The sequence below is a fragment of the Allobosea sp. FW305-C-101 genome, assembly GCF_058783685.1.
The window spans coordinates 177,090-203,957 of sequence record NZ_JBYSYT010000004.1; the positions used below are offsets into that span (position 1 = coordinate 177,090).

The following is a 26,868-nucleotide window of genomic DNA, read 5'->3' on the forward strand; positions in this document are numbered from 1 at the left end:
GGGGGCTTGAGCGCGGAAGCGACAGGCTCTATCCAAGGCGCAGGCGGAACGAGACGCCTCCGGACCCGCGGAAAAGGTCTAACCTGCTCGATCGATGATTGACTGTCCTGTCTGCCCTCCGTGCAGCCGATTGCGGGTTCTCGGCCTGATGCACAGGAGGATTCATGTCCAGACTTCCCGCATCCCCCGATCTCGACCATCTGCGCAAGCAGGCCAAGCGGCTGCTGCGCGCCTTCCGCTCCGGTGACGGCGAGGCCATCGCCCGCTTCCGGAGCAGCCTGCCGGCTGCGCAGGACCGCCCCACAGCCCTCGTCGCCGCCCAGCCCTATCGCTTGCACGACGCCCAGTCCGTGATCGCCCGCGAGCACGGCTTCCGCTCCTGGCTGGAGCTCAAGCGCCATGTCGACTGGTGCCGCAGCTCCGAGGCCGAACGGCGCACGCGCTGGCTCGAACTCGTGTTCTCGGAACGGGCGCGCGAGCGGGCGCTCTCGCGGCGCATGCTGGAGGCGGAACCGGGGCTCGCCCTCGGCGCCCCCTGGCTCGCCTGCCTGACCGGCGATACCGGCAGGCTGGAAGCCGCGCTCGACGCCGACGCCGATTTCGCCAACCGGCCGGTCGGGCCCTACACGATGCCGCCGCTCGCCCTCGTCGCTAATTCCCAGTTGATCTGGGAGCCGGCCTTCGCGCCCGGCCTGCTCGCAAGCGCGCGCCTGCTCATCAGCCGCGGCGCCGATGTCAACGGCCGCTGGACCGATCCGCGCTATCCGGGCGATCCGCTCTCGGTGCTCTATTGCGCCGCCGGGCGCACCCATCACCCCGGCATGACACAGCTCCTGCTCGAAGCCGGAGCCGACCCCGACGACAACGAGTCGCTCTATCATGCGATGGAGAGCCCCGATCCGACCTGCGCGCGCCTGCTGCTCGACGCCGGTGCGAAGGTCGCCGGGACGAACGCGATCGGGCGCGCGCTCGACTACGACCGGATCGACGTCTTGCAACTGCTGCTCACGCACGGCTCCGACAGCGAAAAAGAGCATTGGCTCCATCATGCGATCCGGCGCGGACGGTCGAAGGCGCATATCGCGGCGCTGATCGCGGCCGGCATCGACGACGGAAACGCCGACCGGCGCGGCCGCAGCGCCCACAAGCTCGCCCGTCTTTTCGGGCGGGACGATATCGCCGAGCTGCTGGCGCAGGCCGGAGCCGAAGAGCCGCTGTCGACGGCGGAAGCTTTCGTCGCGGCCTGCAGCCGAGCGGATGAGGCCGCCGCGCGCGCCTTCCTGCTGGACGATCCCGGCCTGATCGCCGGATTGGACGAGAGCCTGCTGACGATCATGCCGCAGCTCGCCGCCATCGGCCGGACGGAAGCCGTGCGAACGATGCTCGCGCTCGGCTGGCCCCGCGAGGTCAAGACGGCCTGGCAGGCGACGGCGCTCAACCTCGCCATCTTCGCCGGCGACGCCGTCATGACACGCCTGCTGCTCGAACACGGGGCCGACTGGCAGACGCGCCATGGCTATGGCGACAATGCGCTGGGCACGCTGTCCTTCGCGTCGCAGGCTGACGATCTCGGCGAGCCCGCGCCGGGCGACCATGCCGGCTGCGCGCGGGCCCTGCTCGACCACGGCGTCCCGCTGGAGCGGTTCAAGCCTTACGGCTTCTCCGACGATGTTCAGGACCTGCTGGATGGGGAGGCGGCGGAAGACGAGGCATAGCCGCGACCTCCTGCCTGACCTAGAGTGGGGGGCGCCCTGCAGCGGCCGGTCGCCGCGCATGCAGGGCGCCCCCTCGCCTGCGAGTGCTTCTCAAGCCGTGAGCTTGCTCCTACGGTCGCCGTCCGACACCGACGCGAACCCGGCTCAGGAAGGCTTCCATGGCGCGCCACAATTTCGTTCCGACCCGCTACTCGAACGTGCTCGCCACCTTGCCACCGGTGCTGGAGATCGCCAGCGGCGACAGCGTCGTCACCACCACGCTCGATGCGGCCGGCTTCGGCGGCGATGGTGCGCAGCATGCCCCGCGCGGCAACCCGATGACCGGCCCGTTCTTCGTCACCGGCGCCGAGCCCGGCGACGCATTGCTGGTCACGATCGAGCGGATGACGCCGAACCGGAAGACCGGCTGGACCTACTCGCCCCTGGCGCCCGGCGTGCTCGATCCTTCGGTCCTGGCCGACCTGCCGAAGCGCGAACGCCATGAATGGGCAATCGATGCGCAGGCCGGCACAGTGAAGCTGCTGGAGCCTTCCGCTCGCATCAAGGCCTGGAGCTTCCCGCTCGCGCCGATGATGGGCTGCTTCGGCGTCGCACCCGAGCGCGGCCAGGCGATCTCGACCGCGACCAGCGGCGCCAATGGCGGCAATATGGACTACCGGCTGTTCGGCCCGGGCGCGACCATCGCCTTCCCGGTCTTCGTCGACGGCGCATTGTTCTTCCTCGGCGACGGCCATGCCTGCCAGGGCGATGGCGAGATTGCCGGCACCGGCGTCGAGACCTCGTTCGAGGTCGAATTCACCGTGGAGCTCCTCAAGAAACAGGGCCTGCGCTGGCCGCGCTGCGAGACCGAGACCGACCTGCTGGTGATCGCGAGCGGGCGTCCGCTCGACCAGCCCCTGCAATTCGCCACGACGGAACTGCTGCGCTGGGTCGGCGAGGCTCTCGGGGTCGATTCCGTCGAGGCGAGCCATCTGCTCGGGCAGGCGGTACGCTACGACATCGCCAATGTCTTCAACCCCGCCTATTGCGTCGCCGCCCGGCTGGAAAAGACCGAACTGACGCGCGCGATGTCGTTCCGCAATCGCGGCTGAGCGTCTTTCATCGTCCTTCGAAACGCCGACCAAGAAGACCGACCATGTCCACGGATAAAGCCGCCCTGAAAGCAGAACTGCTTCAGGCGATCGATCAGCGCCGCGACGAGATCGTCGCGTTGCTGCGCCGCTTCCTGCGCATCAAGAGCGTCAACCCGCCGGGCGACACGCGCGAGGCCGCCGCCTTCGTGCGCGAATTGCTCGATGCCGCCGGCGTCTCGCACCGCACCGAGGCTTTCGTGCCGGAGATGCCGAACATCATCAGCCGTTGGGAGGCCGGAAAACCCGGCCGCCACCTCATGCTCAACGGCCATATGGACATCTTCCCGGTCACCAACGAGAGGCTCTGGGAGGCCGAGATCATCGACGGCAAGATCATGGGCCGCGGCGCATCCGACATGAAGACCGGGACCCTCGCCTCGATCCTCGCCTTCTGTCAGCTCTACCCTCACCGCGAGAAACTCAACGGCGCGCTGTCGCTGACGGTGGTCTCGGACGAGCAGTCCGGCGGGCGCTACGGCACCAAGTTCCTGTTCGATGCGTTCGGCGACGAGATGGAGGCCGATTGCTGCCTCAACGGCGAGCCGAGCGGCCTCGCCAACCTGCGCTTCACCGAGAAGGGCACGCTGCGTTTCTCTCTCTCGGCCAGTAGCATCGGCGGCCATGGCGGCTATGCCCACCGCGCGCGCAACCCGATCGCAGATATTAGCCGGCTCGTGACCGCGATCTATGACCGCTACCATCTCAAGCTCGCGGAGCTGCCGCCCGAGATCGACGCGGTATTGACCTCGCCCGAGACGATCGCGGCGGCCGACCTCAACCTCGGCAAGGGCGCTGGCGATGTCGCAAGGCGCATCACCGTCAATGTCGGCATCCTGCAGGGCGGACAGAAGGCGACGCAGATCCCGACGCATTGCATCGCCCATCTGGACATGCGCATCCCGATCGGCTCCGACCGCGACGCGATCCGCGCCGATCTCGAAGCGCTCGCCCGCGAGGCCGGTTGCGAGATGGTCGTCAACGAGGACCACAGCTACCCCGCGAGCCTGACCGATCCGTTCAGCGAGATGGCCAATATCCTGCGCGGCAATATCCGCGACCTGCTCGGCCATGACGCGCCGCCGGTGTCGAGCCTCGGCGGCACCGATACGCGCTACTGGCGCTGGCGCGGCGTGCCCGCGCTGATCTGCGGGCCATCGCCGATCAGCATGGGCACCGACGAGGAGCATGTCACCATCGACGAGGCGATCGCGGTGATGAAGCTGCATGTCGCCTGCGCGGTGGACTATCTCGGCTCGACCGGCCCGGCGGCCCAGTAAGGCTCAGGCCTCGGGGACCGGCGCCGCTTCGGCGAGCAGTCCCTCGCGCTTGAGATCACGCCAGAGCGCGGCCGGAACCGGCCGCGCGACGAGGTCGAGATTGCGCGAGACCTCCTGCGGCGTCACCGCGCCGAGCACGATCGTCGCGACCGCCGGATGGGCGGCGCAGAAGGCGAGCGCCGCTTGAGGCAAGGCGACGCCATGGCTGGCGCAGACGGCTTCGATCCGGGCGACGCGCGCCAGCACCTCGGGCGGGGCCGGCTTGTAGTTGTAGAAGGCACCGGGCTTGGCCCCAGTGGCGAGAATGCCGGAATTGAAGACGCCGGCGAGCATGACCGCGATCTTCTTCTCCAGCGCCAGAGGCAGGAATTCCGGCAGGGCGCCCTGTTCCAGCAGCGAATAGCGGCCGGCCAGCATCATCACGTCGAAATCGCCCGCATGGGCGAAGCGGACGCACATCTCGGCTTCGTTGACGCCGACGCCGATCGCCTTGACCGCGCCTGACGCGCGCAGCTTTTCCAGCGCGCGATAGGCGCCGTCCATGGCCTCGGAGAAGCGCTGCTCCATCCGCTCGCCATGGGTCCAGACATCGACATCGTGGATCAGCAGGATGTCGATATGGTCGGTGCCGAGCCGGAGCAGCGACTGCTCGAACGAACGCATCGCTCCGTCATAGGAATAGTCGATCACCGCCGGATGCGGCAGGCCGCCGGCATAGCCCGAGCCGTCGCGCTTCGGCTCGCCGGCCTGCATCCAGCGCCCGACCTTGGTCGAGATGATGGCACTCTCGCGTGGCACGCCACGCAAGGCAGCGCCGATGCGATGCTCGGAGAGGCCGTGGCCATAGAGCGGCGCGGTGTCGACGAGATTGATCCCGGCCGCGAGTGCGGCGCGGACCGTGTCCTGCGCCGTGACCTCGTCGAGATGCCCATAGAGATCGCCGAGCGGCGCGCCGCCGAAGCCGATCAGGCTGGGGACAAGCCCCGCAAAGGGGCGGCCACGCGGAACCGGATCCGGATTCGTCCCGGATCCGGGGAGTTCAGCAGCGTTCGTCATCGCGGGTCCGCAAGGCAGGGGGAGCGGCAGAGTTGCGGATCGCCCGAGGGCGCGCAAGCCCGCCCTCGCCTCAGGCCCCGACCTTGGCGAGCACATCGGCCCGCAGGAAGCGCTCGATGAACAGCATGAACAGCACGGAGGGCACGAGCAGGATCAGCGCCGTGATCGAGGCGACTTGGTAGTTGCCGCCCATCGCCGCGTTGTAGAGCAGGAGCGGCAGCGTCGTGACCTGCGGCACGCCGACGAAGAAGGTGCCGGTGAACTCGTCGAGCGATTCCAGGAAGACGAAGATGCCGCTGGCGATGATGCCAGGCGCGGCCAAGGGCAGCGTCACCGTGAAGAAGGTCTTGAGCGGCGACGCCCCGATATTGCGCGCGGCGAGCTCCAGGTCCTTGTCGACGGCGGCGAAGGCCGCAGCCGCGATCCAGACGGAATAGACGAGGCCATGCGCGGCATGGACGAGCACCACGGCGAAGACCGTGCCGTTGATGCCGATATTGTAGAAGACGCGGGCGACGTTGATGTAGATCGCGACGGAGGGGAAAGCCTGCGGCAGCAGGAAGAGCACCATGAAGAAGGCGCGCGCCGGCAGCTTGAGCCGTGCCAGCGCATAGCCGGCGGGAATCGAGAGCGCGAGGGCGACGAGCACCGTCAGCACCGCGATCCAGACCGAGGTCGCGAGCGAGGCCATGGCGTCGCCGGTCGGGCGGAAGACCTGCTCCCAGTAGCGCGTGCCGTAGACGACCGGCAGCTTGTAGGGCGTGTACCAGCGCTCGGCGACGGACCAGAGCGCGAGGTTGACCAGCGGGCCGATCAGGAAGAAGGCGAAGGCCGCAAGCGCGAAGGCCGCAAGGACCATGCGCAGGCCGGAGGCGACCCGGATCATGGCGTGCCCTCCTTCGCCATGCCGCGCTTGAGGTAGATGATCGCCGCGCCGGCCGAGATCAGATAGGTGATGACGCCGAGCGCATTGGCCGTGGCGTAGTCGCCATAGGCGTTGATGCGGAAGGCCATGTCGACGGTCAGCATGGTCGGCTGCGAGCCCGCCACCATCATCGGCACCGAGAGCACCGAAAGCATCGTCACGAAGGAGAGGACGAGCGCGACGAGGAGCTGCGGCATAACCTGCGGCAAAGCGAGTTCGACCAGCACGCGCATCCGCGAGGCGCCGAGATTGCGACCGGCCTCAAGCGTGGCGCGGTCTAGCGAGGCGAGCGCGCCGGCCAGCAGGAGCGCGACGAAGGGCGTCTGCTTCCAGACGAAGGTCGCGATGATGCCGCGCCAGTCGAGGAAGCTCACCGCCTGCAATGGCTCCATCAGGCCCATGGAGACGAACGTGTTGTTCATCAGCCCGTTCTTGGCGAGGAAGGTGCGCATGCACTGCGCCGCGACGATGAAGGGGATGAAGAGCGGCCAGCGATAGAGCGCCTTCAGCGTGCCAACGATGTAACGGTTCTCGCCGAGCGTCAGGGTGCCGGCGATGATGATGGCGGCGAGCCCGGTGAAGAAGCAGGAGGCGAGCACGATGACGACGGTGAAGACGACGTCGCCGGAATAGAGCTCCCAGGCCTTGCCGAAGGCCTGCAGCGAGAAGCCGCCCTGCGGTCCGGTGAAGGCCGAGATCAGCGAAAAGCAGAGCGGGTAGAGGAACAGTGCCGCGACGAGCGCGAGGCCGGGCGCGATCAGCAGCAATGCGAGGTTGCGTTGGGACAGGGACATTCTCGGTTCCGGCTAACCAATCACGACAGGCGGGGAAGGCCGTCATCCTCGGGCTTGACCCGAGGATCTCATGACCAGCTCGCACTGGTCGAAGAGATGGTCGGGTCAAGCCCGACCATGACGACCCTGGCCCAGGGCGAACCTCAGTTCGCGACCTTCTTCTCGTAGCCCTCGAGGATGTCGTTGAAGTAGGGCGCGATCGGGAAGGGCTTGCCGTTCTTGGCGAGCTCGGCCGGCGTGACGTCGGTGAAGAGCTTGTCCCAGGCGGCCTTGTCGAGCTTGCCTTCGAGGTTCTTGGCGTCGATGCCCGGATACCAGTTGAATTTCTTGACGATGCCGTCCGCCTGCACCTGCGGCGAGGTCGCGAGCGCGATGAAGGCCTCGGCCAGCTTCTTCTGGGCCGACTTCTCCGGCACGGCATAGTACATCGGCTGGCCGGGCATGCCGGGCGAGACGAGCTTCAGCTTCATGTTCGGCGGCAGCTTGCCGTCGGCCTGCCAGGAATAGAACATGTCGACCCAGACCGGGCCGATCGCGATCTCGCCGCGGTTCAGCATGTCGAGCGTGCCGGCATTGCCGGGGGTGATCACGGCGTTCTTGTTGAACTCCTTCAGGTCGGCGAAGGCCTTGTCCCAGCTGGTCTTGGTCGCCGCGTCATAGGGGCCCTTGATCAGCTTGTCGGCGTCGCCGCCGAAGGCATAGACCCAGCCGGCGACGAAGGAGACACCGGACATGCCGCCCTTGATGCCGTTATAGCCGAACTGCTTGGGGTTCTTCTTGGCCCAGTCGGCGAGCTCGGCGAAGGTCGCCGGCGGCGCCTTGACCATGTCGGCATTGTAGGCGAGCGCGGTCTGCGACTGGAACATCGGGATGACGAAGCCGCCGACATCGGTGCCGAGCGCGTTCTTCGCGGCATCGCCGGTGGCGAGCTTCGCCGTCTCGACATTGCCCGTGTACTTGTTCAGCAGGCCTTCCTTGACCATCTGGCCGGCGGCCTTCTGGTGGATGACGACCACGTCGAAATCGGTGGTGGCGGCGCCCTTCTGGGCGTCGAGCTTCTCGTAGATCTTCTGCGAGCCGGAATCGCCCGGGCCGGTGCCGACCGAGACGACCTTCACGCCGGGATTGGCCTTCTCGAACATCGGCCCGAGATAGTCCTTGACGTAGTCGACCATGTTCTGGTCGCCGGCGGAGGCGACGTTGAGGGTCTGCGCGGATAGCGGCGATGCCACGATCAGCGCGGCGAGCGAGCAGGCAAGCGTGAGGATGCGCATGTGTCTGACTCCTTGTCAGGCGGCGATCCCGGCCTCGGTCGCCGGGAAGATGTGAAGGCGCTGCAGCGGAATGCGCAGTCCAACCTTCGTTCCGAGTTCGTGACGGGCGACATCGTCGACCGTGATCTGGCGGCCGGCGGCTTCGACCTTGTAGCGGTAGATGCCACCGGGATAGGCGCGCGCGGCGATGGTGCCGGGGACGACGAGATCGCCGTCCGCGGTCGCCGCATCATGCGCGTCGAGGCTCGCGACGTCGTCGCGGAAATAGGCGAGCGCCTCGCCGGCCGGCAGGGCTGCAGCGGCTTCGCCGGCAAGCGTCGCGCGGGCTGTGCCGGAGGTGACGGACGCCTGGCCTTCGCTGCGCGCGATCGTCAGCGGCAGGACGTTCTCGGCGCCCATGAAATTGGCGACGAAGGCGCTGGCCGGGCGGTCATAGACCTCCTCGGGCGTGCCGACCTGGGCGACGCGACCGGCCTGCATGATGACCAGCCGGTCGGCCATGGTCATGGCCTCCTCGCGGTCATGGGTGACGTGGACAGCCGTCAATCCGAGCCGCTGCTGGATGGCACGGATCTCGTGGCGCATCACCATGCGGATCTTGGCGTCGAGATTGGACAACGGCTCGTCGAGCAGCAGGATGCCGGGATCGATGGCGAGCGCTCGGCCGAGCGCGACGCGCTGGCGCTGGCCGCCGGAGAGCGCCGTGACCTTGCGGTCCTCATAGCCGGAGAGGCCGAGGAAATTCAGCATCTCGCCGACCTTTGCCGCGATCTCGGCCTTTGACTTGCCGCGCAGCTTGAGGCCGTAGCCGATATTCTGGAGCACGGTCATATGCGGCCAGAGCGCATAGGACTGGAAGACCATCGCCATGCCGCGCTTTTCCGGCGGCAGGCCGGCGACATCGCGACCGCCGACGACGATTGAACCGTCCTCGACCGGGACGAAACCAGAAAGCGAACGCAGCAGCGTGGTCTTGCCGCAGCCGGACGAGCCGAGAAGCGCGGTGAAGCTGCCGGGCGTGAAGTCCAGATCGATGCCATGCAGCACGCGCGTGCCGCCATAGGCGACCTTGAGGCCGCGCACGCCGATGGCCGCGCCGCTACCCGCTCTCGCTTGCGTTTCCGGCTGCAAGGCGCCTACTCCCCCGGTTCTGCTCTTATCGCCTGACAATGGAATATTTCTTCCACAATCGGCTCAGTTGAAATAAACGTTACGCACGGGGCGCAGTCTATGCAAGAGCTTTGTGAAAGGCAGATGACAGTGCGGATTCATTCTCTCTGGCTGATGCCGGCGCCTTCCGACGAAGCGCTGCTGACCGGGATCGTCGGCGAGTTGTCCGGCCGTTTCGGCACCCCGCTCTTCGCCCCGCATCTGACATTGCAGGGCGACACGGAGACGACGCCGGATACGCTGGAGCGCGCGATCGCGGCGGCTGCCGAGGCGGTCGAGGCCTTCTCGGAACCCGTCTCCGTCGTCGAGGGAAGCGACGCCTATTTCCGCTCGTTCTATGCCCGCTTCGCCGTCTCGCCGGCCTTGGCAAAGCTGAAGCAGGGGCTCGACCCCGAGGGCTTCGCCAGCTTCATGCCGCATGTCTCGCTGCTCTACGGGCCGGTCGAGGCTGCCGCGAAGGCTGCGGCGATCGCCGAGATCAATGCCCGCCTCGCCGGCCGCCCTATCCGCTTCGACCGGATCGGCATCGTGACGTCGGGCCAGGATGTGCCGATCGCGGACTGGCGCGTCGTCACGAGCGTCGCGCTGCGTTCGGCCTGAGCCTTCCGGCTATTCCCCGGTCAGCTCGCGATTGCGGCGGCTGACCTCGTCGCTATAGCGTTTGATCGCGTGCGCCTCGCTGAGGATGCCGACGATGCGGCGGCCGTCGCGGTCGGCGACCACGGGCAGAGCCTCGCTCTCGGCCTCCTCGAACAGCTTCAGCGTGTCGCGCACCGTCATGTCGGCGAGCAGCATCCGGTCCGGATTGCGCAGGAGATGGCGCACGGTACGCGGCGCGGGCTCGGCCGCCGCCTCTTCGCCCAGAGCCGGGTCCGGCTCGTAGAGCGCGCCCGGCGGCACCATGCCGGCATAGGCGTCGCCGGGGCCGATCGCGACGAGATAGCTGGTCGAGCCCGGCGGGTATTTCAGCCGCGCCTCGGCGATGGTGGCATCCGCCGCGATCTTCGGCACCTCCAGGCGCATCATGCTGCCGGCGGTGAGATCGCGCATCCAGCCGACATCATGGGCGCCGCGGATGCTCTCGCCGCGCAGGTGGAAGCGCCAGGTCGCGAAGGAGAAGCCGAAGAGGCGGCGTGTCACCAGCGAGGCCGCGCCGGCTGCGCCGACCACGGCCAGCGTCAGTTTGAGATCGCCGGTCATCTCGAGCGCGAGCAGGGTCATCGTCATCGGCCCGCCGACGATCGAGACCGCGAGCGAGCTCATGCCGACCAGCGCGAACAGCGTCTCGTGGCCAGCCAGATTGGGGAAGGCGAGCGTCAGCAGGCCGATGAAAAGGCGCCCGGTCAGCACGCCAAGCAGGAGCGAGGCGAAGAACAGGCCGCCGCGAAAGCCCGAGCCGATCGAGACCGAGGAGGCCAGCGCCTTGGCGACGAGCACCAGCGCGAACAGCCCCAGGCTGGCATCGATGCCGAGATAGAGATTGATCGCGCCATGGCCGGCCGAGAAGACCGAGGGGTTCCAGACCGCGAGCGCGCCGACGAGGAGGCCGCCGAAAGCCGGCCTGAGCCAGGTCGGAATCCGCGAGCGTCGGAAGCCCGCCTCGACAAAGGCGGCAGCGCGCATCACGACGATGCCGACGAGACCGCAGGTGGCGCCCAGCATCACCACCAGAGGCAGGTTCGCCATCGTGATCAGCCCGATCGGCGGAACCTCGACCGCAAGCAGCGAAGGCGCGAGCACGCTATGCGTCACCGTCGCCATGAAGGTCGCGGCCATCACAGGCACGAAGGCGGCGATCGAGTAGCTGCCGAGGATCAGTTCGAAAGCATAGAAGGCGCCGGTCAGCGGCGCATCGAAGGCCGCACCGATGGCGCCACCGGCGGCACATCCGACCATGAGGCGCATATCCGCCCGGCGCAGCCGCAGGCGGCGGCCGATATGCGAGGCGAGCCCGCTCGCGGCCTGCGTATAGCCGGCTTCAAGACCGACCGAAGCGCCTGCGCCGCTGGAGCCCATGGTCTGGAGCGCGACGAAGACGCTGTCGCGAAACGACATGCGCCCGCCATGCAAGGCATTGGCCTCGATCGGATCGATCGGCTGCTTGCGGCGACGGAAAAACAGCCAGGAGGCGAAGCCGATGGCGAGGCCGCCGAGGACCGGCCCGGCGATCGCCCGCCAGGCCGGAATCGTGGTGGTGATCGAGAGCCGCTGGCCAGGCGCGAGACCGAAGATCAGCTCGTGCAGGAGCTGGGTGGTGAAGGACATCGCCAGCACGATCAGCCCGGCGAGCACGCCGACTAGGGCGGCCAGCACCACGATGCCGATCTCGCTGGAGCGGACAAACGCGCGCCAGCCTTGCGGGGCGTCGCCCTCTCCGGCCGGCATGTCCGAGGCTTTCACGGTGATCACGGCAAGGCCCGCCAGGCTCGTTCGTCACGTCCGCCCGCGGTCGCATATCGAAGCGGCCGGAACAAGACGACCCGGCGATAGCCGCCCTGCTCTCGTCGCGGGGCAGCTTAGGAGATGGGGACAGTGAGCCCCGTCTTGACCCGGTCCATCGCGACGAAGGAGCGGAACTTGCGGATATTGGGATTGGCGAAGAAGAGCCGCCGCGTCAGCGCCTCATAGGCCGCCATGCTCGGCACCAGCACGACCAGCATGAAATCGACCTCGCCGGTGACGTAATAGCATTGCTGAACCTCCGGCGCCGCCAGGAAGGCGCTCTTGGCCGCGTCGATATCGGGCGCGGTCTCGCTGACCAATTCGATCTCGACGAACAGCGTGATCGGATGGCCGAGCGCGGCGGGGTCGACCACCGCGACATTGGCGCGGATCACGCCGCTCGCCTCCATCCGGCGGATGCGTCGCTGCACGGCCGGTGCCGACAGGTTGACGCGCTCGCCGATCACGCGCTGCGGCGTGGTGTTGTCCTGCTGGAGGATCGCGAGGATCGCCCGGTCGAAAGCGTCGAGATCATGAGCGGTCGGCTCGGCCATGCCTCATCCTGTGAAACAAACTTGCACGGGCAATAGGTAAATCCAGCGCCTTTTTCACCTGGGATGCAATATCCATTCAAACAACCCAGCCAGACGAGGGCGCCATGTTCCTGCTCAATCATCACCCGGATTATCGTTCCGCCCTGCATCCCGAGGATGTCGCGACGCTCGGGCCGGCCGGGGCGGACGCGATCACGGCCCATCTGGCCGCGCGGCCGAACCATGTGCCGACGCCGCTGCACAGCCTGCCGGCTCTGGCCGCCGCGCTCGGGATCGGCGCGCTCTTCATCAAGGACGAGGGCCAGCGCCTCGGGCTCGGCAGCTTCAAGGCGCTCGGCGGGGCCTATGCGGTGATCCGGCTGGCGCTGGAAGCCGCTTCCGAGAAACTCGGGCGGCAACTCAAAGATGCAGATATGAACGACCCCGCCGTCCGCGCGGCGGCGGCCGGCATGACCTTCGCCTGCGCGACCGACGGCAATCATGGGCGCTCGGTGGCACAGGGCGCGCAACTGCTCGGCGCCAAGGCGGTGATCTTCGTGCATGGCGGCGTCAGCGACGAGCGCGTCGCGGCGATCGCCCGCTTCGGCGCCGAGATGGTGCGTGTCGACGGCACTTACGACGATTCCGTAGTCGAGGCCGCCCGCGTCGCGACCGAGCGCGGCTGGACCATCGTCTCCGACACCTCCTGGGAAGGCTATGAGCGCATCCCCGGCCTGGTCATGCAGGGCTATACCGCCATCGCCCGCGAGGGGCTGGCGCAAATGCCGGCGCGGCCGAGCCATGTCTTCGTACAGGCCGGCGTCGGTGGCATCGCCGCTGCGCTCGCCGCGCAGATGCAGACCAGCTTTGGTGCGGAACGGCCGTTCTTCACGGTTGTCGAGCCGTCGCGCGCGGCTTGCATCTTCGAGGCGGCCAAGAGCGGTAAGCCGGGCAAGATCTCGCATGGCGCACCGACCGTGATGGCGATGCTCGAATGCTACGACCCCTCGCCGCTGGCGCTGCGCGTGCTTTACCGCGCCGCCGACGCCTTCATGACGGCCGAGGATTCCGACGCGGTCGAGGCGATGAACCGGCTCGCACGGCCGGCCGCGGGCGACCCGGCCATCGTTGCCGGCGAGAGCGGGGCGGCCGGGCTCGCCGGATTGCTGGCTGCCCTGCGCGACCCGCAGGCGCGCGCGGCGCTGAAGCTCGACGGCAACTCGCGCGTCTTCCTCGTCAACACCGAAGGCGCGACCGATCCGGCGCGTTATGCCGAACTCGTCGGCCTGAAGCCGGAGGACGTGGCGTGAGCGCACAGCCCGGCGAACGCCTGACGCTCCACTCACAGAGCCATTCGCCCTATGCGCGCAAGACCATCGCCTTCGCGCATGAAACGGGGATCGTGGACCGCCTCGACATCATCGATCAAGAGACGAGCCCGACCAACCGCAACCCGGACGTGTTCGCCGTCAATCCGCTCGGCAAGGTGCCGGTTCTGATCACGCCGGAAGCCGGCGCGATCTTCGATTCGCTGGTGATCTGCGACTATCTCGACGGGCGCCATGCCGGCCGCCGCTTGATCCCGACTGAGGGCAAAGCACGCTGGCAGGCCCTGCGCCTGCATGCGATCGCACAAGGGCTCTGCGATGCCGGCATCGCCTTGCGCTGGGAAACGCTGCGCCGGCCGGAGCATCTGCGCTACCCGCCGCTCCAGGAGGGGCAAGCGGCGAAGCTCGTCGAGAGCTTCGACGTGCTGGAGCGCAGCGAGGCCTTCGACGAACCCGTCCATATCGGCCATATCGGACTGGCGACCGCGCTCGCCTGGCTGGAGTTCCGCAACCTGCCGGATTTCCGCTCCGGGCGGCCAAGGCTGGCGCACTGGTACGAAGCGTTTTCGGCGCGCGCCTCGATGCGGGCAACCGCCTATCACGGCGAGACGCAGGACCGCCCGGCGGCGCTGGCCATTGCCGGATGACCGACTGACGTCGTAGCAGGACCCGACAGCGCGACCCACTCCGGCCGCGCCGGAGGCCCTGCATGACGCTTCGTCCCGATACGCTGGCGATGACCGCCGTGCTCGCCATGCTGACGGCGCTCGGGCCGCTCTCGACCGATTTCTACCTGCCTTCCCTGCCCGAGATCGCGCGGGTGATGCAGACGGATGTCGCGGGTGCACAGGCGACACTCTCCTCCTTCCTGTTCGGGTTCGCGGCCGGGCAGATCTTCTGGGGGCCGCTCTCGGACCGGCTGGGGCGCAAGCCCGTCCTGCTCGCCGGGCTCGCCCTGTTCGGGCTTGCGACGCTGGCCTGCGCCTTCGCGCCCTCGATCGAGGCCCTGACGCTGGCACGGGCCTTCCAGGCGCTCGGCGCCTCCGGGCCGATCGTGCTCGGCCGCGCCATGGTGCGCGACCTCTATGACGGGGTGCGCGCCGGGCGCGAACTCGCGCGCATGGGCATGATCATGGGGCTGGTCCCGGCGATCGCGCCGGTGATCGGCGGCGTGCTTCAGGTCGCCTTCGGCTGGCGCTCGACCTTCCTGGCTTCGCTCGCCTTCGGGCTGGCGCTTGCCATCGTCATCATCACCGTGATGCCGGAGACATTGCGGGCGCGCTCGCCGCAGCCGCTCTCCCTCGCCAGCATCTTCCGGGGTTTCGGCACCCTGCTGCATAACCGCGCCTTCCGCGTTTATGTCGCGCTGACGGCCCTCGCCTATGCCGGGCTCTTCGCCTTCATCTCGGGCTCGTCCTTCGTGCTGATCGGCGTCTACGGGCTGACGCCGATCGCGTACGGCTTCTCCTTCGGCTTCGGCGTGCTCGGCTACATCTTAGGCACGATCATCGCGCAGCGCCTCGTCGGGCGGCGCGGCATGGACGGGGTCATCGCCATCGGCGTCGCCTGCCTGGCCGGCGGCGGACTTGCGATGCTGGTCGGCGTGCTCACCGGCTTCGGCGGCGCGGCCGGCGTCGTCGTGCCGATGGCGCTCTATGCCTGCGGCGTCGGGCTGACCATGCCGCAGGCCCAGGCCTCGGCGATGATGCCCTTCCCGGACCGGGCGGGCGCGGCCTCCTCCTTCAACGGGCTCTGCCAGATGTTGCTCTCGGCCTGCGTCGGGTTGCTCGTCGGACACCTGCTCAAGAACGCCGCGCTGCCCCTGCCGCTGGTGATGTCGGCGCTGGGCGTGACCGCGCTCGTCCTGTTCCGCGCGACGCGCGGTATCCGGTCGGCGAAGGTTTAGAGCCTCAGCCGCCGAAGAGCCGCTCGAAGAAGTTCTTCTCCTGCGGCCGCGGAGGCACCCAGGCGCGATCGCTGGTCGGCGGCGGCGCCTCTGGCTGACGGGCATCCGCCACCGGCGCACCGTCGCTGATCGTCTTCGGCGCGCCCTGCCAGAGGCCGCCCGGCAACGGCAAGGGCTGTGCTCCCGCATGGGCCGCCTTCATGTACTTGCCCCAGATTTCGCCGGGCAGGCCGGCGCCGGTGACGCGCTTCATCTTCGAATTGTCGTCGTTGCCGACCCAGACGGCCGTGACGAGCTTGGCGGTGAAGCCGACGAACCAGGCGTCGCCGTAATCCTGCGTCGTGCCGGACTTGCCGCCGACCTGCCAACCCGGGATGTTGAACTTGCTGCCGGTGCCGCCGTTCATGACGCCGTTGAACATGGTGTTGATCATGGCGAGGTTCTGCGGCTGGATGACCGGGCCGAGATTCGCGGCCTTGCGGGCATAGACGACCTTGCCATTGGTCTGGCGCACCTCGCGGATGACATAAGGCAGCACCGACTGGCCGCCATTGGCGAAAGTCGCATAGGCGGCCGTCATCTCCAGCGGCGTCACCTCCGAGGTGCCGAGCGCCAGCGACAGGTTCGGCTGCAGGGCCGAGGTAATGCCGAGGCGCTGGGCGGTGCGGATGACCTCCTTGGGCGTCACCTCCTGGATCAGCCGGGCGGCCACCGTATTGAGCGAGTGCTGCATCGCGGTCGCCAGCGTCACCGGGCCGCGATAGTTGCGCGAATAGTTCTCCGGCTCCCAGCCCTTGATCGAGACCGGGGCGTCGTCGCGGATGGTGTCGGGCGTCATGCCCTTCTCGAGCGCGGTCAGATAGACGAAGGGCTTGAACGAGGAGCCCGGCTGGCGGCGCGCCGCCGTGGCGCGGTTGAACTGGCTCTTGGTGTAGTCGCGGCCACCGATCAGCGCGCGGATCGCGCCATCCGGCGCGAGCGAGACGACCGCGCCCTGCGACGCGTTCAGCTTGGCGCCCTGCGCGGAGAGCGCATCGACCAGCGTCGTCTCGGCCGCGGACTGCAGCTTCGAGTCGATCGAGGTCAGGACGGTGACATCGCCTTCGACCGCGCCGATGAAATCATCGAGCACGTCCATGACATAGTCGGCGGCGTAGTTCACCGAGCCGGCACCGACACGCTCGGGCACCTCGGCCGGCGTCGTCAGCGCGCTCTTGGCCGCAGCCTGCGTGATGAAGCCCTGATCGGCCATCGCGGCGACGACGAGCTGGGCACGCTTCTCCGCCAGATCGGGGTTGCGGTTGGGCGCGAGCCGCGACGGAGCCTGGACTAGGCCGGCCAGCATGGCGGCCTCCGCAATCGTCACGGAACGCGCCGATTTGTTGAAATAGCGCTGCGCGGCCGCCTCGACGCCATAGGCGCCGGAGCCGAAATAGACGCGGTTGAGATAGAGCTCGAGGATCTGGTCCTTCGTGTAGGTGCGCTCCAGCCAGAGCGCCAGGATCGCCTCCTGGATCTTGCGGGCTGCCGTGCGCTCCTGCGTCAGGAAGAGGTTCTTGGCGAGCTGCTGGGTCAGCGTCGAGCCGCCCTGCGCCACGCCGCGCCCACGCAGGTTGGTGACGAGCGCGCGGGTGATGCCGATCGGATCGATGCCGAAATGATCGTAGAAGCGCTTGTCCTCGATCGCGACGAAGGCGCGCGGCAGATAGGGCGGCACTTCGCCGATCGTGATGGTGCGTCCGCCGGTCTCGCCGCGATTGGCGAGCAGCGAGCCGTCGGCGGCGAGGATCGCGATATTCGGCGGCCGCTTCGGCACGGTGAGCTGGTCGATCGGCGGCAGTTGCGAGGCGTGATAGGCGACGACACCGCCGACGCCGATGAGGCACCAGAGGCCGAGCACCATCGACCAGTAGAACAGGCCGCCCAGGAATGAGCGGCGGCCACGCCGGCCGCGGCGCTTGCCGCCACCACCGCCGCCGCCGCGCTTGTCGCGCTTCGGCGGATTGCGGAGCTGCCGGCTCGGCTCGGGCTGGGCCGGAGCGTTGCGGAAGCGGGTCGGGCGATCGTCTGGAGAAAGGCGCATGTCACCGTCCACGTGACGCTCGTCACGTTCATAACCAAAGGAGGGCTCGCGCCGCTCGCCTCGTGCAATCCGGTCGTTCATCCTGCCCCGTTTTCGGCCGCCAAGCCGCCTCGCGATGCGGTCAGGTCACACAGGATTCAAACATGGCGCTTTTAAGGGTTCGTAAAGCGTGCAATGCGGCACAGCGATCACAGCCGTCGCGCAAACGTGATCGAACTTGCAAACACGCAAACGCAAACGTCATCAAACGGGATATTGCGCAAAATCGGGGGGCTCGCCTAGAACCCGAAGCTGGAACACCCGAGCCCTCCGCAGCTATCCGCAACCAAGGACCACCGCATGCAGTTTCTGTCGCGCTTCCAGCCCTATGCTCTCGGCCTGCTTCGCATCTTCGCGGCGCTGAGCTTCATCTCGCACGGCACGCAGAAGCTGTTCGGCTTCCCGGCTGCTCCGTCCTGGGGCCTGCCCTCCGCCATGAGCCTGCCCTGGACCGCCGGCGTGCTGGAGATCGTCGGCGGCGCGCTCGTCCTCGTCGGCTTCTTCACCCGCCCGGCCGCCTTCGTCCTCTCCGGCCTGATGGCCGTGGCTTACTGGATGGCCCATGGCTCGAAGGGCTTCTACCCGCTGCTGAACGGCGGCGAGGCGGCGATGCTGTTCTGCTTCATCTTCCTCTACATCGCGACCGCCGGCCCGGGCGCCTTCGCGCTCGATTCCCGCAAGAACTGACCTTCGACGGCGCATAAAGACGAAAGGCCCGCTTCCTCATCGGAAGCGGGCCTTTTTCTTATCCGAGCCTAAGCGAATCAGACGGCCGCGGAGATCCAGCGCGAAAGATCGCTCTTGGGGGCAGCGCCGACCTTCTGGGAGGCGAGCTTGCCGTCCTTGAAGAGCATCAGCGTCGGGATCGAGCGGATGCCGAACTGGGCCGGGATCTGCTGATTCTCGTCGACGTTCATCTTGACGATCTTGACCTTGCCGTTGAGCTCGGTCGCGATTTCCTCGAGCGCCGGGCCGATCATGCGGCAGGGGCCGCACCATTCCGCCCAGAAATCCACCACGACCGGCTCGGACGACTTGAGGACGTCGGCCTCGAAGCTCGCGTCGGTTACCTTGCTCGTTGCCATGACTGGCCGCCTTTCGGTTTCAATGGGAGGCAATGCCACCCTTCGCCAGCGAAGCTATGAACGCCGGCCCCCCGGGTCAAGGCGCGTGCATTGCAACGCTGAGGTGAAGCCGGCGCGTCACGACCCGCCCGAGACCAGGCTGGCGCCGACATTGATCGCCATCGCCAGGATCGAGGTGTTGAAGATGAAGGTCAGCACCGAATGCGCCAGCACGATGCCGCGCGCCTGACGGGTGGTGACGCCGATATCGGAGGTCTGCGAGGTGCAGCCGATCGTGTAGGAGAAATACAGGAAATCGACATAGTCGGGATCGGCCTCGCCGGGAAAGTCGAGACAGGGCTCGGCCTTGCCGCCGCGATAATAGATGCCGGCATAGTGCAGCGTGAAGAAGGCGTGCAGCAGCGTCCAGGAACACAGGATCGTGACGCCGCCGAGCGCGAGATGGATACCGCGCTCGCCCGCCGGCAAGGCGTCGATCCCGGTGAGCTGGACCACGATGGCGGCAAGGCTCGCGCTCGCGGCGAGGCAGGAGATGACGAGGATGGCGACGGCGCCCTCATCCTGCTTCTCCGCCCGCGCCCGGATCTGGTCGACCGTCTCGGTGAACATCGTCGTCGCCAGCAGGCCGAGATAAAGGATCGCGCCGGCATCCCAGGCGACCAGCAACCGCGTCGCCCAGCGCCAGTTGCTGGGCAGCAGCAGGGTCAGCACCGCCCCGGCGACGAGGGCGATCAGCAGGCGCGGGCGCAGGGACAGGGAATGCGGCACGAATCTCATGGCGTGGACGCTTCCTCGACGGTGCCGGCGCCCTCATCGGCCGCCAGCGCGGCGAGCGCCGCGTCGAGCCGGCCCGGCTCCAGTTCGAAACAGGCCAGGCTCGCCGTGTAGATCGCCAAAGCCCGTACCTGCCGGCCCGGATAGATCTCCCGCATCAGCGCGGCATAGGCGGCGAGCTGGGCGATCGTCGTGACGGGGATCGCATCGACCGCCTGCGGAGGCCGGGCCGTGGTCTTGAAATCGGCGACGACGACGCTCTCCGGCGTGACCGCCAGCCGGTCGATGCGCCCGGATACGGCGCGCAACTCGCCATCCGGCATACGGATCGATCCGGCGACGGGAACCTCCGCGAGAGCGTCCGGCGCGAACAGCCCGGCCAAGGCGGGCGCTGCCAGCAATTGCAGGGCATCAGCGACGATGGTTGCGCGCCGCTCGGGCCGCAAGGCTCCGCCGCGCGCTTCCGCCAGAGCTTCCGCCGTCATGAGGCGGCGTGCCTCGGGAACGCTCGGCAGGATTTGCAGAAGAAGATGCGCCAGCCGGCCTGCCGCCGCCGCTTCGGCGAGAAAGGGGCCATCGCCCGGCCGCTCCTCGCCGTCGGCGGCCGTCAGCGCGCTCGACGGCTTCAGCGGCGGCAAGGGTTCGGCCTCGCGCAGGACGCGCTTGCCCAGCCAATGCGGAACGGAGACCGAAGCGGCCTCCTTGTCCCTGTGATCGGTCTCCTGCTCGGCCAGTGTTGGCGCCGAGACCATGAAGCGCAGCGTTGCCTCGTCGCCCTCGCCCAGCTGCTTCAGGCCTGCGTCCGATCGCATCAGTCCCTGCTCGATCATCGCGTACCAGCTTCCGGATGGGGCCTCGCCCTTCGCCTGTGCGCCGCAGACGATCAAGCGGTCCTCGGCGCGGGTCATCGCGACGTAGAGCAAGCGATGATGCTCCTCGACCATCTGCGCGACCACCGCGGCCTTGGCGACTTCGGTCGCCCGTACGTCCTCGGCAGAGGCCGGCGGCCAGAGCGGCACGAGATCGCCTGATGGCGTGGGCACGGCCAGGATTTTCGGCAGGCGCCGCGCGCCGGGTTCGACGCCGAGATCGGCGAGGATGACGATCTTCGCCTCCAATCCCTTCGATCCATGCACGGTCATGACGCGGACCTCGCCGGCACTGGCCGAGAGATCGCGCTTCACATCGGCGGCGCTGCCAGCGACATGCTGGAGGAAGCCGGAGAGCGAGGGACCATAGCGGCGCTCATGGTCGAGTGCGGCGTTGAGGAAGGCGTCGAGCGCATCGCCCGCCTCGGCACCGAGCCGGGCGAGCGCGAGATTGCGCCCGCCGCCGGGGCCGAGCAGATCGGCGAAGAAGCGGAAGGGGCCCTGCCGTCCGGCCTGCTGCATCCAGCGGACCAGCTTCGCCTCGGCGGCAGCATAGCGCGGCTCAACCGCCGCAGCCTCCTGCAACGCGGCGCGCAGCGAGCCCTTGCGGTTCGGCGCGAGGCGCAGGAGATCGTCGTCGTCGAGATCGATCAGAGGCGTCTTGAGCGCGGTCGCGAGCGTCAGGTCGTCATCGGGCAGGAGCAGGGCGCGGCCGAGCACGACGAGATCCTCGACCGCCGGGTGTTCGGCCAGTGTCAGGCGATCGCGGCCGGCGACGGGGACATCGGCATCCTTCAGCGCCTTGACGATCGCCTCGAACAGCGCGCCGCGCTGGCGCAGCAGGATCATGACGTCGCCCGCCGCGAAGGGGTGGCCGAGATCGTCACGGCGATCGCGATGCCAGCGCTGCAAGGTGCGGGCGATGCGCTCGGCGAGCTTCACCGTGCCGCTGCGCCGCTCCGGCGCGTCGACCGGCGTGGTCCAGGCATCGGGCGGTTCGCCCGTGTCATTGGCGGCAAGCGGCCAGATATCGACGGTGCCGGGCGCATTGCGACGGACGGTGTCGTGGATTTCAGGCCGGGCCGCGCCGTCGAAGACGAGGCCGCGGGCATGGTCCGGCAGGGCGAAGACGGCATCAACCGCCTGCATGATGTCCGGCGCCGAGCGGAAGGAGGTGTTGAGGCTGATCGCCTCGAAATCCTGCTCCGCCGCCCGGATGCGTTGGCCGAGCGCGCGGCGCTCCTCGCCGAAGGCGGCGGGCGCCGCACCCTGGAAGCCGTAGATCGACTGCTTCTCGTCGCCGACGACGAAGATGGTGCGCGGCTTCGCCCGGAGATCGCCGCCGCTGGTGAACTCTTCCGCCAGCTTGCGCAGGATCGCCCATTGCGCCTCGCCGGTGTCCTGCGCCTCGTCGAGCAGGATGTGATCGATGCCGGCATCCAGCTTGTAGAGCACCCAGGCGGCCTCGACCCGCTCCAGCAGCGAACGCGTGCGCGCGATCAGGTCGTCGTAGTCGAGGAGCGAGCGCAGGCTCTTCTGGCGCTGATAGGAAGCAAGCATCCGCGTCACCAGCAGGGCGAGCGCGGCGCTGCGGTCACGGATCGCGACGGCGTTCAATTGCTCGGCGGCACCGAGCAGACAGGCGGCGAGCTCCTCCAGCGTCGTCAGCAAGGCGCCGTTGAACTCGGATTTGCCCTTGCCGCGGATATTGGCGTTGATCGTGCCAGCCTCGGTGATGAAGCCGCGCCGGCAGAAGCCGACGGGATCGCCGTCGTCCTGTCCGGCGAGCAGGGTGCGCAGGTTCGCCGCGAAGGTTTGCCGCGTGGGGCTGCCCGCATGCAGTGCCTCGATCAGGGCGTGCAATCCCGGCAGCGTCGCGAGATCGGCGCGGAAGCGCGCCCTGACCGCCTCAGCCGACAGGTCGGCCGCGATGCCGAGGAAGGCGGCGATGCCGGCGGTCACCGCGCCCGCATCGCGGGCCCGGCCGTTCTCGTCGCTGAACAGGGCGCGCTGGCGCAGCGCCTCCTGGAACATCGTCTCGAAACTGTCCTGCGCGGCCAGCCTCGCGAGCAGGTCGAGCGCCCGGGCCTCCGGTCCGTTCGGTTCGGCCGCGACGAGAGCGAGCAATTCGCGACGTGCGGCGCGCAGCATCTCAGCCTGGGCCAGATCGTCGGCAACCTCGAAACGCGGCGGCACATTGGCCTCGAAGGGCGCGGCCTGCAAAACGCGGGTGCAGAAGGCGTGGATGGTCTCGATGCGCAGGCCGCCCGGCGTCTCCAGCGCCTGTGCGAAGAGGCGGCGCGCCTTGGCGCGCTCGGCCGCGACCGGTGCGCGGCCGGTGAGGTTCGCCAACGCACGGCCAAGCGCCTCGTCGGAGAGCGTCGCCCAGGCACTCAGCGCCTTGAAGATGCGGTTCGCCATGTTGGCGGCCGCGGCCTTGGTATAGGTGATGCAGAGCATGCGGCCGGGCGCGACATCGTCGAGCAGCAGCCTGAGCACGCGATTGACCAGCACATGGGTCTTGCCCGAGCCGGCATTGGCCGAGACCCAGGCGGAGAGGCCGGGATCGGCGGCCTGCGCCTGGCGCTGGTTGGTCAGCGGCGGGACGATCCAGCCCGGCTTCATGGCTCGCCCCCCTCGTCCCCACCGGGCGCGGCCGACCATTCCTTGACGCGGGCCAGGTGATCATAGGGGCTGGCATAGCGGATATAGTCGGGGGCGCGGCGCGAGACGAAGGGCTCGTGGCCGGAACGCAAACGGTCGAGATATTCGAGCAGGCGTTCGAGATGGCGCCCAGCGACATCGGCCAAGGACTCGTCGCCGAACTTGAGCGGCGTGCTCGCTCCCCAGCCCTTCGGGTCGTGGTGGAGCTTGACATAGAGCACGTCGTCGACCGGCAGCGGTCCGGCGAGCCCCTTGAAGCCGGCGCGCGCCGCCAGATCCGCTTCCAGCGTCAATTGCGGGGCAAAGCCCTTTTCGACCTGCTTCTTGGAGGGCGGCGCACCCGTCTTGAAATCGACGATGCGCAACGAAGGCGTGCGCGTCAGTTCGATACGGTCGGCCTTGCCGCTCAGGCGGAATTCGCTGCCGTCGGCAAGCGGGAAACTTGCAGCCGTGAAGAGCTCGACGCCAATGCGGCCGATATCGGCGCGCCGGTTTTCCTCCCAGCGGATGAAATGGCCGGCCGTCAGCAGGAAGCGCGGCCACCAGAAGGCCTTGACCTCCGGCACGTCGTCATAGGCGCGGAAGAGCCGGGCGCCGATGCCGATCAGTTGGCCCAGCGCATCGGCCGGCAAGCCTTCGGGATAGGTCGTGGTGAACTCCTCGACGATGCCGTGCAAGAGCTTGCCGCGATCCTGCGCGGTCGGGTCCGCCACGAGATCATCGAGCGCATCGAGCTTCAGGATCTTGCGGGCATGGATCTGGTAGGGGTCGCGATAGAGCGTCTCGACCTCGGTGACACTGAGCGACAGCGGCTGAAGGTCGCGCGGAGGGTACGGTGCCGGGCGGCCGACCGGCTTCGCGTCGGCGGGCGCGCTGAGGACGCCGGCCAAAGCCCGCAGCTTTGCCCCTTCCTCCACAGCCTTCGCCCAGACCGTTTGCCGCGCAACTGCCTGCAAGCGCTGCCAGAAGCGCGAGGCGATGGTCTCCGCCTCGCCGGCCTTGCGCGGGCGCGTCAGCGTGACCTCACGCGCCAACGCCGCCATGACGAAATCATGCGCGGTCTGGCCGGCGCGCCGCTCGGGCGGGGAGAGGCCGAGCTCGGCCCGCATCGGGCGGTTGATGAAGGAATCGGTCGTGGTCTGCGGCGGCCAGATGGTCTCGTTCAGGCCGCCGAGCACGACATGGTCGGCCTCAAGCAGGCGCGCTTCGAGCAGGCCCCAGATCGCGACGCGCGGATAGCCCGGCGACGCGCGCTTGACCACGGTCTCCGCCAGCAGGCCATCGAGGATGGCGACGAAATCCCGCGCCGTGCCGTTCGGCGGCATCACGGCCTCGGCGCCGGCCAATTCGTCGAAAAGCCCGGCCAGCGCCTCGCCATCCGGCCCGACGAAGGCGAGCGGCGTGCCGGCCTCGCTCAGGCTAAAGGCGGTAACAGTCGCGCGCGCCGCCGTGACGACGGTGGCCAATGATGGCGTCTCGGCGGCGAACGCCTCGCGCAAGGCGGCACTCGCTGAGCCTAGCGCATGCAGCACCTTCGCGGCGGCGGCCTGATCGTCAGCGGTCAACCGCTTGCGCGGCCGCGGAACATGCCCGCTCTCGCGGATCGCCTCCCAGTTCGCCAGCGCGGCTTCCAAGCCCGGCATGCCCCGGCCCACGGCCTCGCCACGCCATGTCCCAATGTCGAGCGCAGCGGCTCCCAGCACCAGTGCCTCTCGGCTCAACCCCAGACGGCAGAGCGGATGCGCGAGGAGCGGCACCAGCGCGATCGGCGCCATCTCGGCCAGCACCGCCTCCAGGATCAGGCGCAGCAGCGAGCCGGCCGGCCAGCGTCCGAGCGGCAGGCCGGCGGAATCGTCGACCTCGACTCCCCAGCGCTTGAGCTCGACGGCGACGCGCTCGGCCAGGCCGCGATCCGGCGTCACCAAGGCCGCATGGGCGCCGGGTCGCTCCAATGTCTCGCGAAGCGCAATGGCGACGATCAGCGCCTCCTCGCGCTCATCGGCAGCCTCGACGACGCGCAGGCCCTCGAAACCCTCGGCTGCCATCGCTTCCGGGACACGCGCGCCGATATCGGACCAGAGTTCGGTGACCGAGGCGGGCAGCATCGCCTCGCGCAGCAGCGCGGCCCGCGCTCCAAGCGCAATATCGGGCTGCGACAGCTCGCGCACGTCGTCGCGGACGGCTTCAAGCGTGTCCATCAGATGGTGCAGGGCCGCTTGCGGATGCGAAGGCGCAGGCTCTCTCGCAATCGCATCCCAGGCACGTTGCTCCAGCCCGAGATCGATGCCGGGCAGGACGACGGCGCCGTTCGGCAGGCGCGCGATGGCCGCGAGCAGGCGCGCGGTTGCGGGCACCGTGCCTGTCGAACCTGCGGCGATGATCGGCCCCGTCGCGCCGCCTGCGAGCAGCCTGTCACGTTCGGCGGCGAGCATGCGATTGCGGAAGGTGGCGGGGTCGCAGGCCCCGCGCTCGGCCAGGATTCCGGGCCAGGCTTCGCCGAGAATGGCGAGGAAACCGGCATTGAGCTGCCAGACCTTATCGAAGCGGGCAGCGTCGAGCGAAGCCAATCGCTCGACCGGGACGTCCTCCGTCTGCATCTGGTCGAGCAGGGCCGCGAGGTCGCCGGCAAGCCCATAGGCTTCCGCCAGCGTCGCCGGCACCAGGGCGGGTTCGCTCGGATCGAGCCGGAGGTGTTTGCGATTGGCCGTGCGGCCCCAGGCATCGACCAGGCGCGTCAGCAGCATGCGGCGTTCGAGCGGCGCGATCGGGGCGACACGTTCCTCCGCCCAGGCGCCGGCGCCGATCAGGGCCGTCTCGGCCTCGTCGACATCGCCGAGCGGCACGATGCGCGGCAGGAGCAGCGGCTTGCCGCCGAGCTTTCCAGCGAGGATCGCGGCGAAGGCGCGGGCGGCGCGGCGCGTCGGCAGGTAGAGCGTTGTCCGCGCCATCGCGGCGGGATCGGCGGGGTCGTGGACCGGCCCCAGCCGGCCATCCAGCATCGCCTGCGCCAGCACCTCCAGGAAAGGCGCGCCGGCCGGGATGCTGAACAGGTTGAGCTCAGGCATCGACCGGCTGGGCGGCGGCAAAGGCGGCCTCGGCCGGCGCGATCGCCTCCGGCCGGTCGACATGGAGCCAACGGCCTTCAAGGACATGGCCGAAGAGCCGCCCGCGCGCGATGGCGCGGTCGTAAAGCAGGTTGAACGAGAAGGATGCCGGGGTATCCGCGAAGAACTCCGGCGTCACGATCCCGATACCGGCATAGACGTAAGGCGCGGTCGCCGACGCGCCCCGGCGCGTCAGGCGGCCGGCCTCATCGCGGAAGAAATCGCCGGGTCCGTTGAAGCCGACACTGCTCTCGCGCTCCGCCAGCAGCAGCAGCATGTCCATGGTTTCGCCGTTCCAGGCGGCGGCCATCGCGCCGAAATTGGAGACGCCCCGCTCGCTCCAGAGCGAATCCGAATTGACGCTGAAGAACGGTCCGTCGCCAAGCAGCGGCAGGGCCTTCTTGGCGCCGCCACCGGTTTCCAGCAATTCGCCGCGCTCGTCCGAAATGGTGATGCGCGGGCGTGTCCGGCCGGCCAGATGCGCCTCGATCTGCCCGGCGAGGTGATGAACGTTGACGACCGCCTCCTCGACGCCGGCATCGGCCAATCGGTCGAGCGCATGGTCGAGCATGGTCTTGCCGCCGATCTTCACCAGCGGCTTGGGCAATGTGTCGGTGATCGGGCGCATGCGCTGCCCGAGGCCGGCCGCCAGCACGATCGCCCGGCGGATCGGCGGCGAAGCGGTTGTGGTCACGCG

At 68.4% G+C, this 26,868-nt stretch carries 21 protein-coding genes; 8 read left to right on the forward strand and 13 right to left on the reverse strand.

What is annotated here, in order from left to right; translation table 11 throughout:
* The first annotated feature begins 164 nt into the window (after positions 1 to 164).
* The 3 genes from AC3WMA_RS18385 (at position 165) to AC3WMA_RS18395 (ending at position 4,125) form a co-directional block, all read left to right on the forward strand.
* Positions 165 to 1,715 (forward strand): ankyrin repeat domain-containing protein, encoded by a 1,551-nt coding sequence (locus tag AC3WMA_RS18385; RefSeq protein ID WP_492286795.1) that lies wholly within the window; start codon positions 165 to 167, stop codon positions 1,713 to 1,715.
* Between the two features lie 158 nt (positions 1,716 to 1,873).
* Positions 1,874 to 2,806, forward strand: coding sequence for an acetamidase/formamidase family protein (locus tag AC3WMA_RS18390; protein WP_492286796.1), 933 nt, complete (start codon positions 1,874 to 1,876; stop codon positions 2,804 to 2,806).
* A 44-nt stretch (positions 2,807 to 2,850) separates the two neighbouring features.
* Complete coding sequence (locus AC3WMA_RS18395; RefSeq protein ID WP_492286797.1) at positions 2,851 to 4,125, forward strand: M20/M25/M40 family metallo-hydrolase; 1,275 nt, start codon at positions 2,851 to 2,853, stop codon at positions 4,123 to 4,125.
* Between the two features lie 3 nt (positions 4,126 to 4,128).
* Here the strand turns inward: AC3WMA_RS18395 and AC3WMA_RS18400 are convergent, their stop codons facing one another.
* The 5 genes from AC3WMA_RS18400 to AC3WMA_RS18420 form a co-directional block, all read right to left on the reverse strand.
* Positions 4,129 to 5,181 carry an aldo/keto reductase gene (locus AC3WMA_RS18400; RefSeq protein ID WP_492286798.1) on the reverse strand — a complete coding sequence of 351 codons (1,053 nt, stop codon included), beginning with the start codon at positions 5,179 to 5,181 and terminating at the stop codon, positions 4,129 to 4,131.
* Between the two features lie 70 nt (positions 5,182 to 5,251).
* The gene (locus AC3WMA_RS18405; protein ID WP_492286799.1) at positions 5,252 to 6,067 is read right to left on the reverse strand and encodes an ABC transporter permease; all 816 of its coding nucleotides are present in this window, start codon (positions 6,065 to 6,067) and stop codon (positions 5,252 to 5,254) included.
* A complete protein-coding gene (locus AC3WMA_RS18410; protein ID WP_492287099.1) occupies positions 6,064 to 6,894 on the reverse strand; it encodes an ABC transporter permease in 831 nt (276 codons plus the stop codon). Before AC3WMA_RS18410 ends, AC3WMA_RS18405 begins: the two co-directional genes overlap by 4 nt.
* Before the next feature lie 149 nt (positions 6,895 to 7,043).
* Positions 7,044 to 8,174, reverse strand: coding sequence for an ABC transporter substrate-binding protein (locus tag AC3WMA_RS18415; protein WP_492286800.1), 1,131 nt, complete (start codon positions 8,172 to 8,174; stop codon positions 7,044 to 7,046).
* Positions 8,175 to 8,189: 15 nt separating this feature from the next.
* Positions 8,190 to 9,305 carry an ABC transporter ATP-binding protein gene (locus tag AC3WMA_RS18420; RefSeq protein ID WP_492286801.1) on the reverse strand — a complete coding sequence of 372 codons (1,116 nt, stop codon included), beginning with the start codon at positions 9,303 to 9,305 and terminating at the stop codon, positions 8,190 to 8,192.
* A gap of 129 nt (positions 9,306 to 9,434) precedes the next feature.
* Here AC3WMA_RS18420 and AC3WMA_RS18425 point away from each other — a divergent pair, with 129 nt between their 5' ends.
* Complete coding sequence (locus tag AC3WMA_RS18425; protein ID WP_492286802.1) at positions 9,435 to 9,944, forward strand: haloacid dehalogenase; 510 nt, start codon at positions 9,435 to 9,437, stop codon at positions 9,942 to 9,944.
* Between the two features lie 9 nt (positions 9,945 to 9,953).
* Here AC3WMA_RS18425 and AC3WMA_RS18430 read toward each other — a convergent pair whose 3' ends face one another.
* Both AC3WMA_RS18430 and AC3WMA_RS18435 read right to left on the reverse strand, forming a co-directional pair.
* A complete protein-coding gene (locus tag AC3WMA_RS18430; protein WP_492286803.1) occupies positions 9,954 to 11,753 on the reverse strand; it encodes a chloride channel protein in 1,800 nt (599 codons plus the stop codon).
* 107 nt (positions 11,754 to 11,860) lie between these two features.
* A complete protein-coding gene (locus tag AC3WMA_RS18435; protein ID WP_492286804.1) occupies positions 11,861 to 12,340 on the reverse strand; it encodes an Lrp/AsnC family transcriptional regulator in 480 nt (159 codons plus the stop codon).
* A gap of 104 nt (positions 12,341 to 12,444) precedes the next feature.
* Between AC3WMA_RS18435 and AC3WMA_RS18440 the strand changes: the two genes are divergently transcribed.
* The 3 genes from AC3WMA_RS18440 (at position 12,445) to AC3WMA_RS18450 (ending at position 15,553) form a co-directional block, all read left to right on the forward strand.
* The gene (locus AC3WMA_RS18440) at positions 12,445 to 13,629 is read left to right on the forward strand and encodes a diaminopropionate ammonia-lyase (RefSeq protein ID WP_492286805.1); all 1,185 of its coding nucleotides are present in this window, start codon (positions 12,445 to 12,447) and stop codon (positions 13,627 to 13,629) included.
* Positions 13,626 to 14,294 (forward strand): glutathione S-transferase family protein, encoded by a 669-nt coding sequence (locus tag AC3WMA_RS18445; protein WP_492286806.1) that lies wholly within the window; start codon positions 13,626 to 13,628, stop codon positions 14,292 to 14,294. The genes AC3WMA_RS18440 and AC3WMA_RS18445 overlap by 4 nt, the downstream gene beginning before the upstream one ends.
* A gap of 62 nt (positions 14,295 to 14,356) precedes the next feature.
* Positions 14,357 to 15,553 (forward strand): multidrug effflux MFS transporter, encoded by a 1,197-nt coding sequence (locus AC3WMA_RS18450; protein ID WP_492286807.1) that lies wholly within the window; start codon positions 14,357 to 14,359, stop codon positions 15,551 to 15,553.
* Between the two features lie 4 nt (positions 15,554 to 15,557).
* Here AC3WMA_RS18450 and AC3WMA_RS18455 read toward each other — a convergent pair whose 3' ends face one another.
* A complete protein-coding gene (locus tag AC3WMA_RS18455) occupies positions 15,558 to 17,717 on the reverse strand; it encodes a transglycosylase domain-containing protein (protein ID WP_492286808.1) in 2,160 nt (719 codons plus the stop codon).
* Between the two features lie 258 nt (positions 17,718 to 17,975).
* On the opposite strand from AC3WMA_RS18455, the gene AC3WMA_RS18460 reads away from it, so the two are divergent.
* Positions 17,976 to 18,362, forward strand: a complete 387-nt coding sequence (locus AC3WMA_RS18460; RefSeq protein WP_492286809.1) for a DoxX family protein — start codon at positions 17,976 to 17,978, stop codon at positions 18,360 to 18,362.
* A 77-nt stretch (positions 18,363 to 18,439) separates the two neighbouring features.
* On the opposite strand, the gene trxA is transcribed toward AC3WMA_RS18460, so the two are convergent.
* The 5 genes from trxA to AC3WMA_RS18485 form a co-directional block, all read right to left on the reverse strand.
* Positions 18,440 to 18,760, reverse strand: a complete 321-nt coding sequence (gene trxA / locus AC3WMA_RS18465; protein WP_291656956.1) for a thioredoxin — start codon at positions 18,758 to 18,760, stop codon at positions 18,440 to 18,442.
* A gap of 117 nt (positions 18,761 to 18,877) precedes the next feature.
* On the reverse strand, positions 18,878 to 19,537 hold the full coding sequence (locus tag AC3WMA_RS18470; protein WP_492286810.1) for a DUF1345 domain-containing protein: 660 nt from the start codon (positions 19,535 to 19,537) through the stop codon (positions 18,878 to 18,880).
* On the reverse strand, positions 19,534 to 23,028 hold the full coding sequence (gene addA, locus AC3WMA_RS18475; RefSeq protein ID WP_492286811.1) for a double-strand break repair helicase AddA: 3,495 nt from the start codon (positions 23,026 to 23,028) through the stop codon (positions 19,534 to 19,536). The genes AC3WMA_RS18470 and addA overlap by 4 nt, the downstream gene beginning before the upstream one ends.
* Positions 23,025 to 26,132: a double-strand break repair protein AddB gene (gene addB / locus AC3WMA_RS18480; RefSeq protein ID WP_492286812.1), complete on the reverse strand. Its 3,108-nt coding sequence runs from the start codon at positions 26,130 to 26,132 to the stop codon at positions 23,025 to 23,027. The genes addA and addB overlap by 4 nt, the downstream gene beginning before the upstream one ends.
* Positions 26,125 to 26,865: a nucleotidyltransferase family protein gene (locus AC3WMA_RS18485; protein ID WP_492286813.1), complete on the reverse strand. Its 741-nt coding sequence runs from the start codon at positions 26,863 to 26,865 to the stop codon at positions 26,125 to 26,127. The genes addB and AC3WMA_RS18485 overlap by 8 nt, the downstream gene beginning before the upstream one ends.
* Positions 26,866 to 26,868 lie beyond the last annotated feature (3 nt).

Coding starts and splice junctions, on each gene's coding strand:
- AC3WMA_RS18385 (WP_492286795.1), top strand. CDS start 165: ATGTCCAGACTTCCCGCATCCCCCGATCTCGACCATCTGCGCAAGCAG.
- AC3WMA_RS18390 (WP_492286796.1), top strand. CDS start 1,874: ATGGCGCGCCACAATTTCGTTCCGACCCGCTACTCGAACGTGCTCGCC.
- AC3WMA_RS18395 (WP_492286797.1), top strand. CDS start 2,851: ATGTCCACGGATAAAGCCGCCCTGAAAGCAGAACTGCTTCAGGCGATC.
- AC3WMA_RS18400 (WP_492286798.1), bottom strand. CDS start 5,181: ATGACGAACGCTGCTGAACTCCCCGGATCCGGGACGAATCCGGATCCG.
- AC3WMA_RS18405 (WP_492286799.1), bottom strand. CDS start 6,067: ATGATCCGGGTCGCCTCCGGCCTGCGCATGGTCCTTGCGGCCTTCGCG.
- AC3WMA_RS18415 (WP_492286800.1), bottom strand. CDS start 8,174: ATGCGCATCCTCACGCTTGCCTGCTCGCTCGCCGCGCTGATCGTGGCA.
- AC3WMA_RS18435 (WP_492286804.1), bottom strand. CDS start 12,340: ATGGCCGAGCCGACCGCTCATGATCTCGACGCTTTCGACCGGGCGATC.
- AC3WMA_RS18440 (WP_492286805.1), top strand. CDS start 12,445: ATGTTCCTGCTCAATCATCACCCGGATTATCGTTCCGCCCTGCATCCC.
- AC3WMA_RS18450 (WP_492286807.1), top strand. CDS start 14,357: ATGACGCTTCGTCCCGATACGCTGGCGATGACCGCCGTGCTCGCCATG.
- AC3WMA_RS18455 (WP_492286808.1), bottom strand. CDS start 17,717: ATGAACGACCGGATTGCACGAGGCGAGCGGCGCGAGCCCTCCTTTGGT.
- AC3WMA_RS18460 (WP_492286809.1), top strand. CDS start 17,976: ATGCAGTTTCTGTCGCGCTTCCAGCCCTATGCTCTCGGCCTGCTTCGC.
- trxA (WP_291656956.1), bottom strand. CDS start 18,760: ATGGCAACGAGCAAGGTAACCGACGCGAGCTTCGAGGCCGACGTCCTC.
- AC3WMA_RS18470 (WP_492286810.1), bottom strand. CDS start 19,537: ATGAGATTCGTGCCGCATTCCCTGTCCCTGCGCCCGCGCCTGCTGATC.
- addA (WP_492286811.1), bottom strand. CDS start 23,028: ATGAAGCCGGGCTGGATCGTCCCGCCGCTGACCAACCAGCGCCAGGCG.
- addB (WP_492286812.1), bottom strand. CDS start 26,132: ATGCCTGAGCTCAACCTGTTCAGCATCCCGGCCGGCGCGCCTTTCCTG.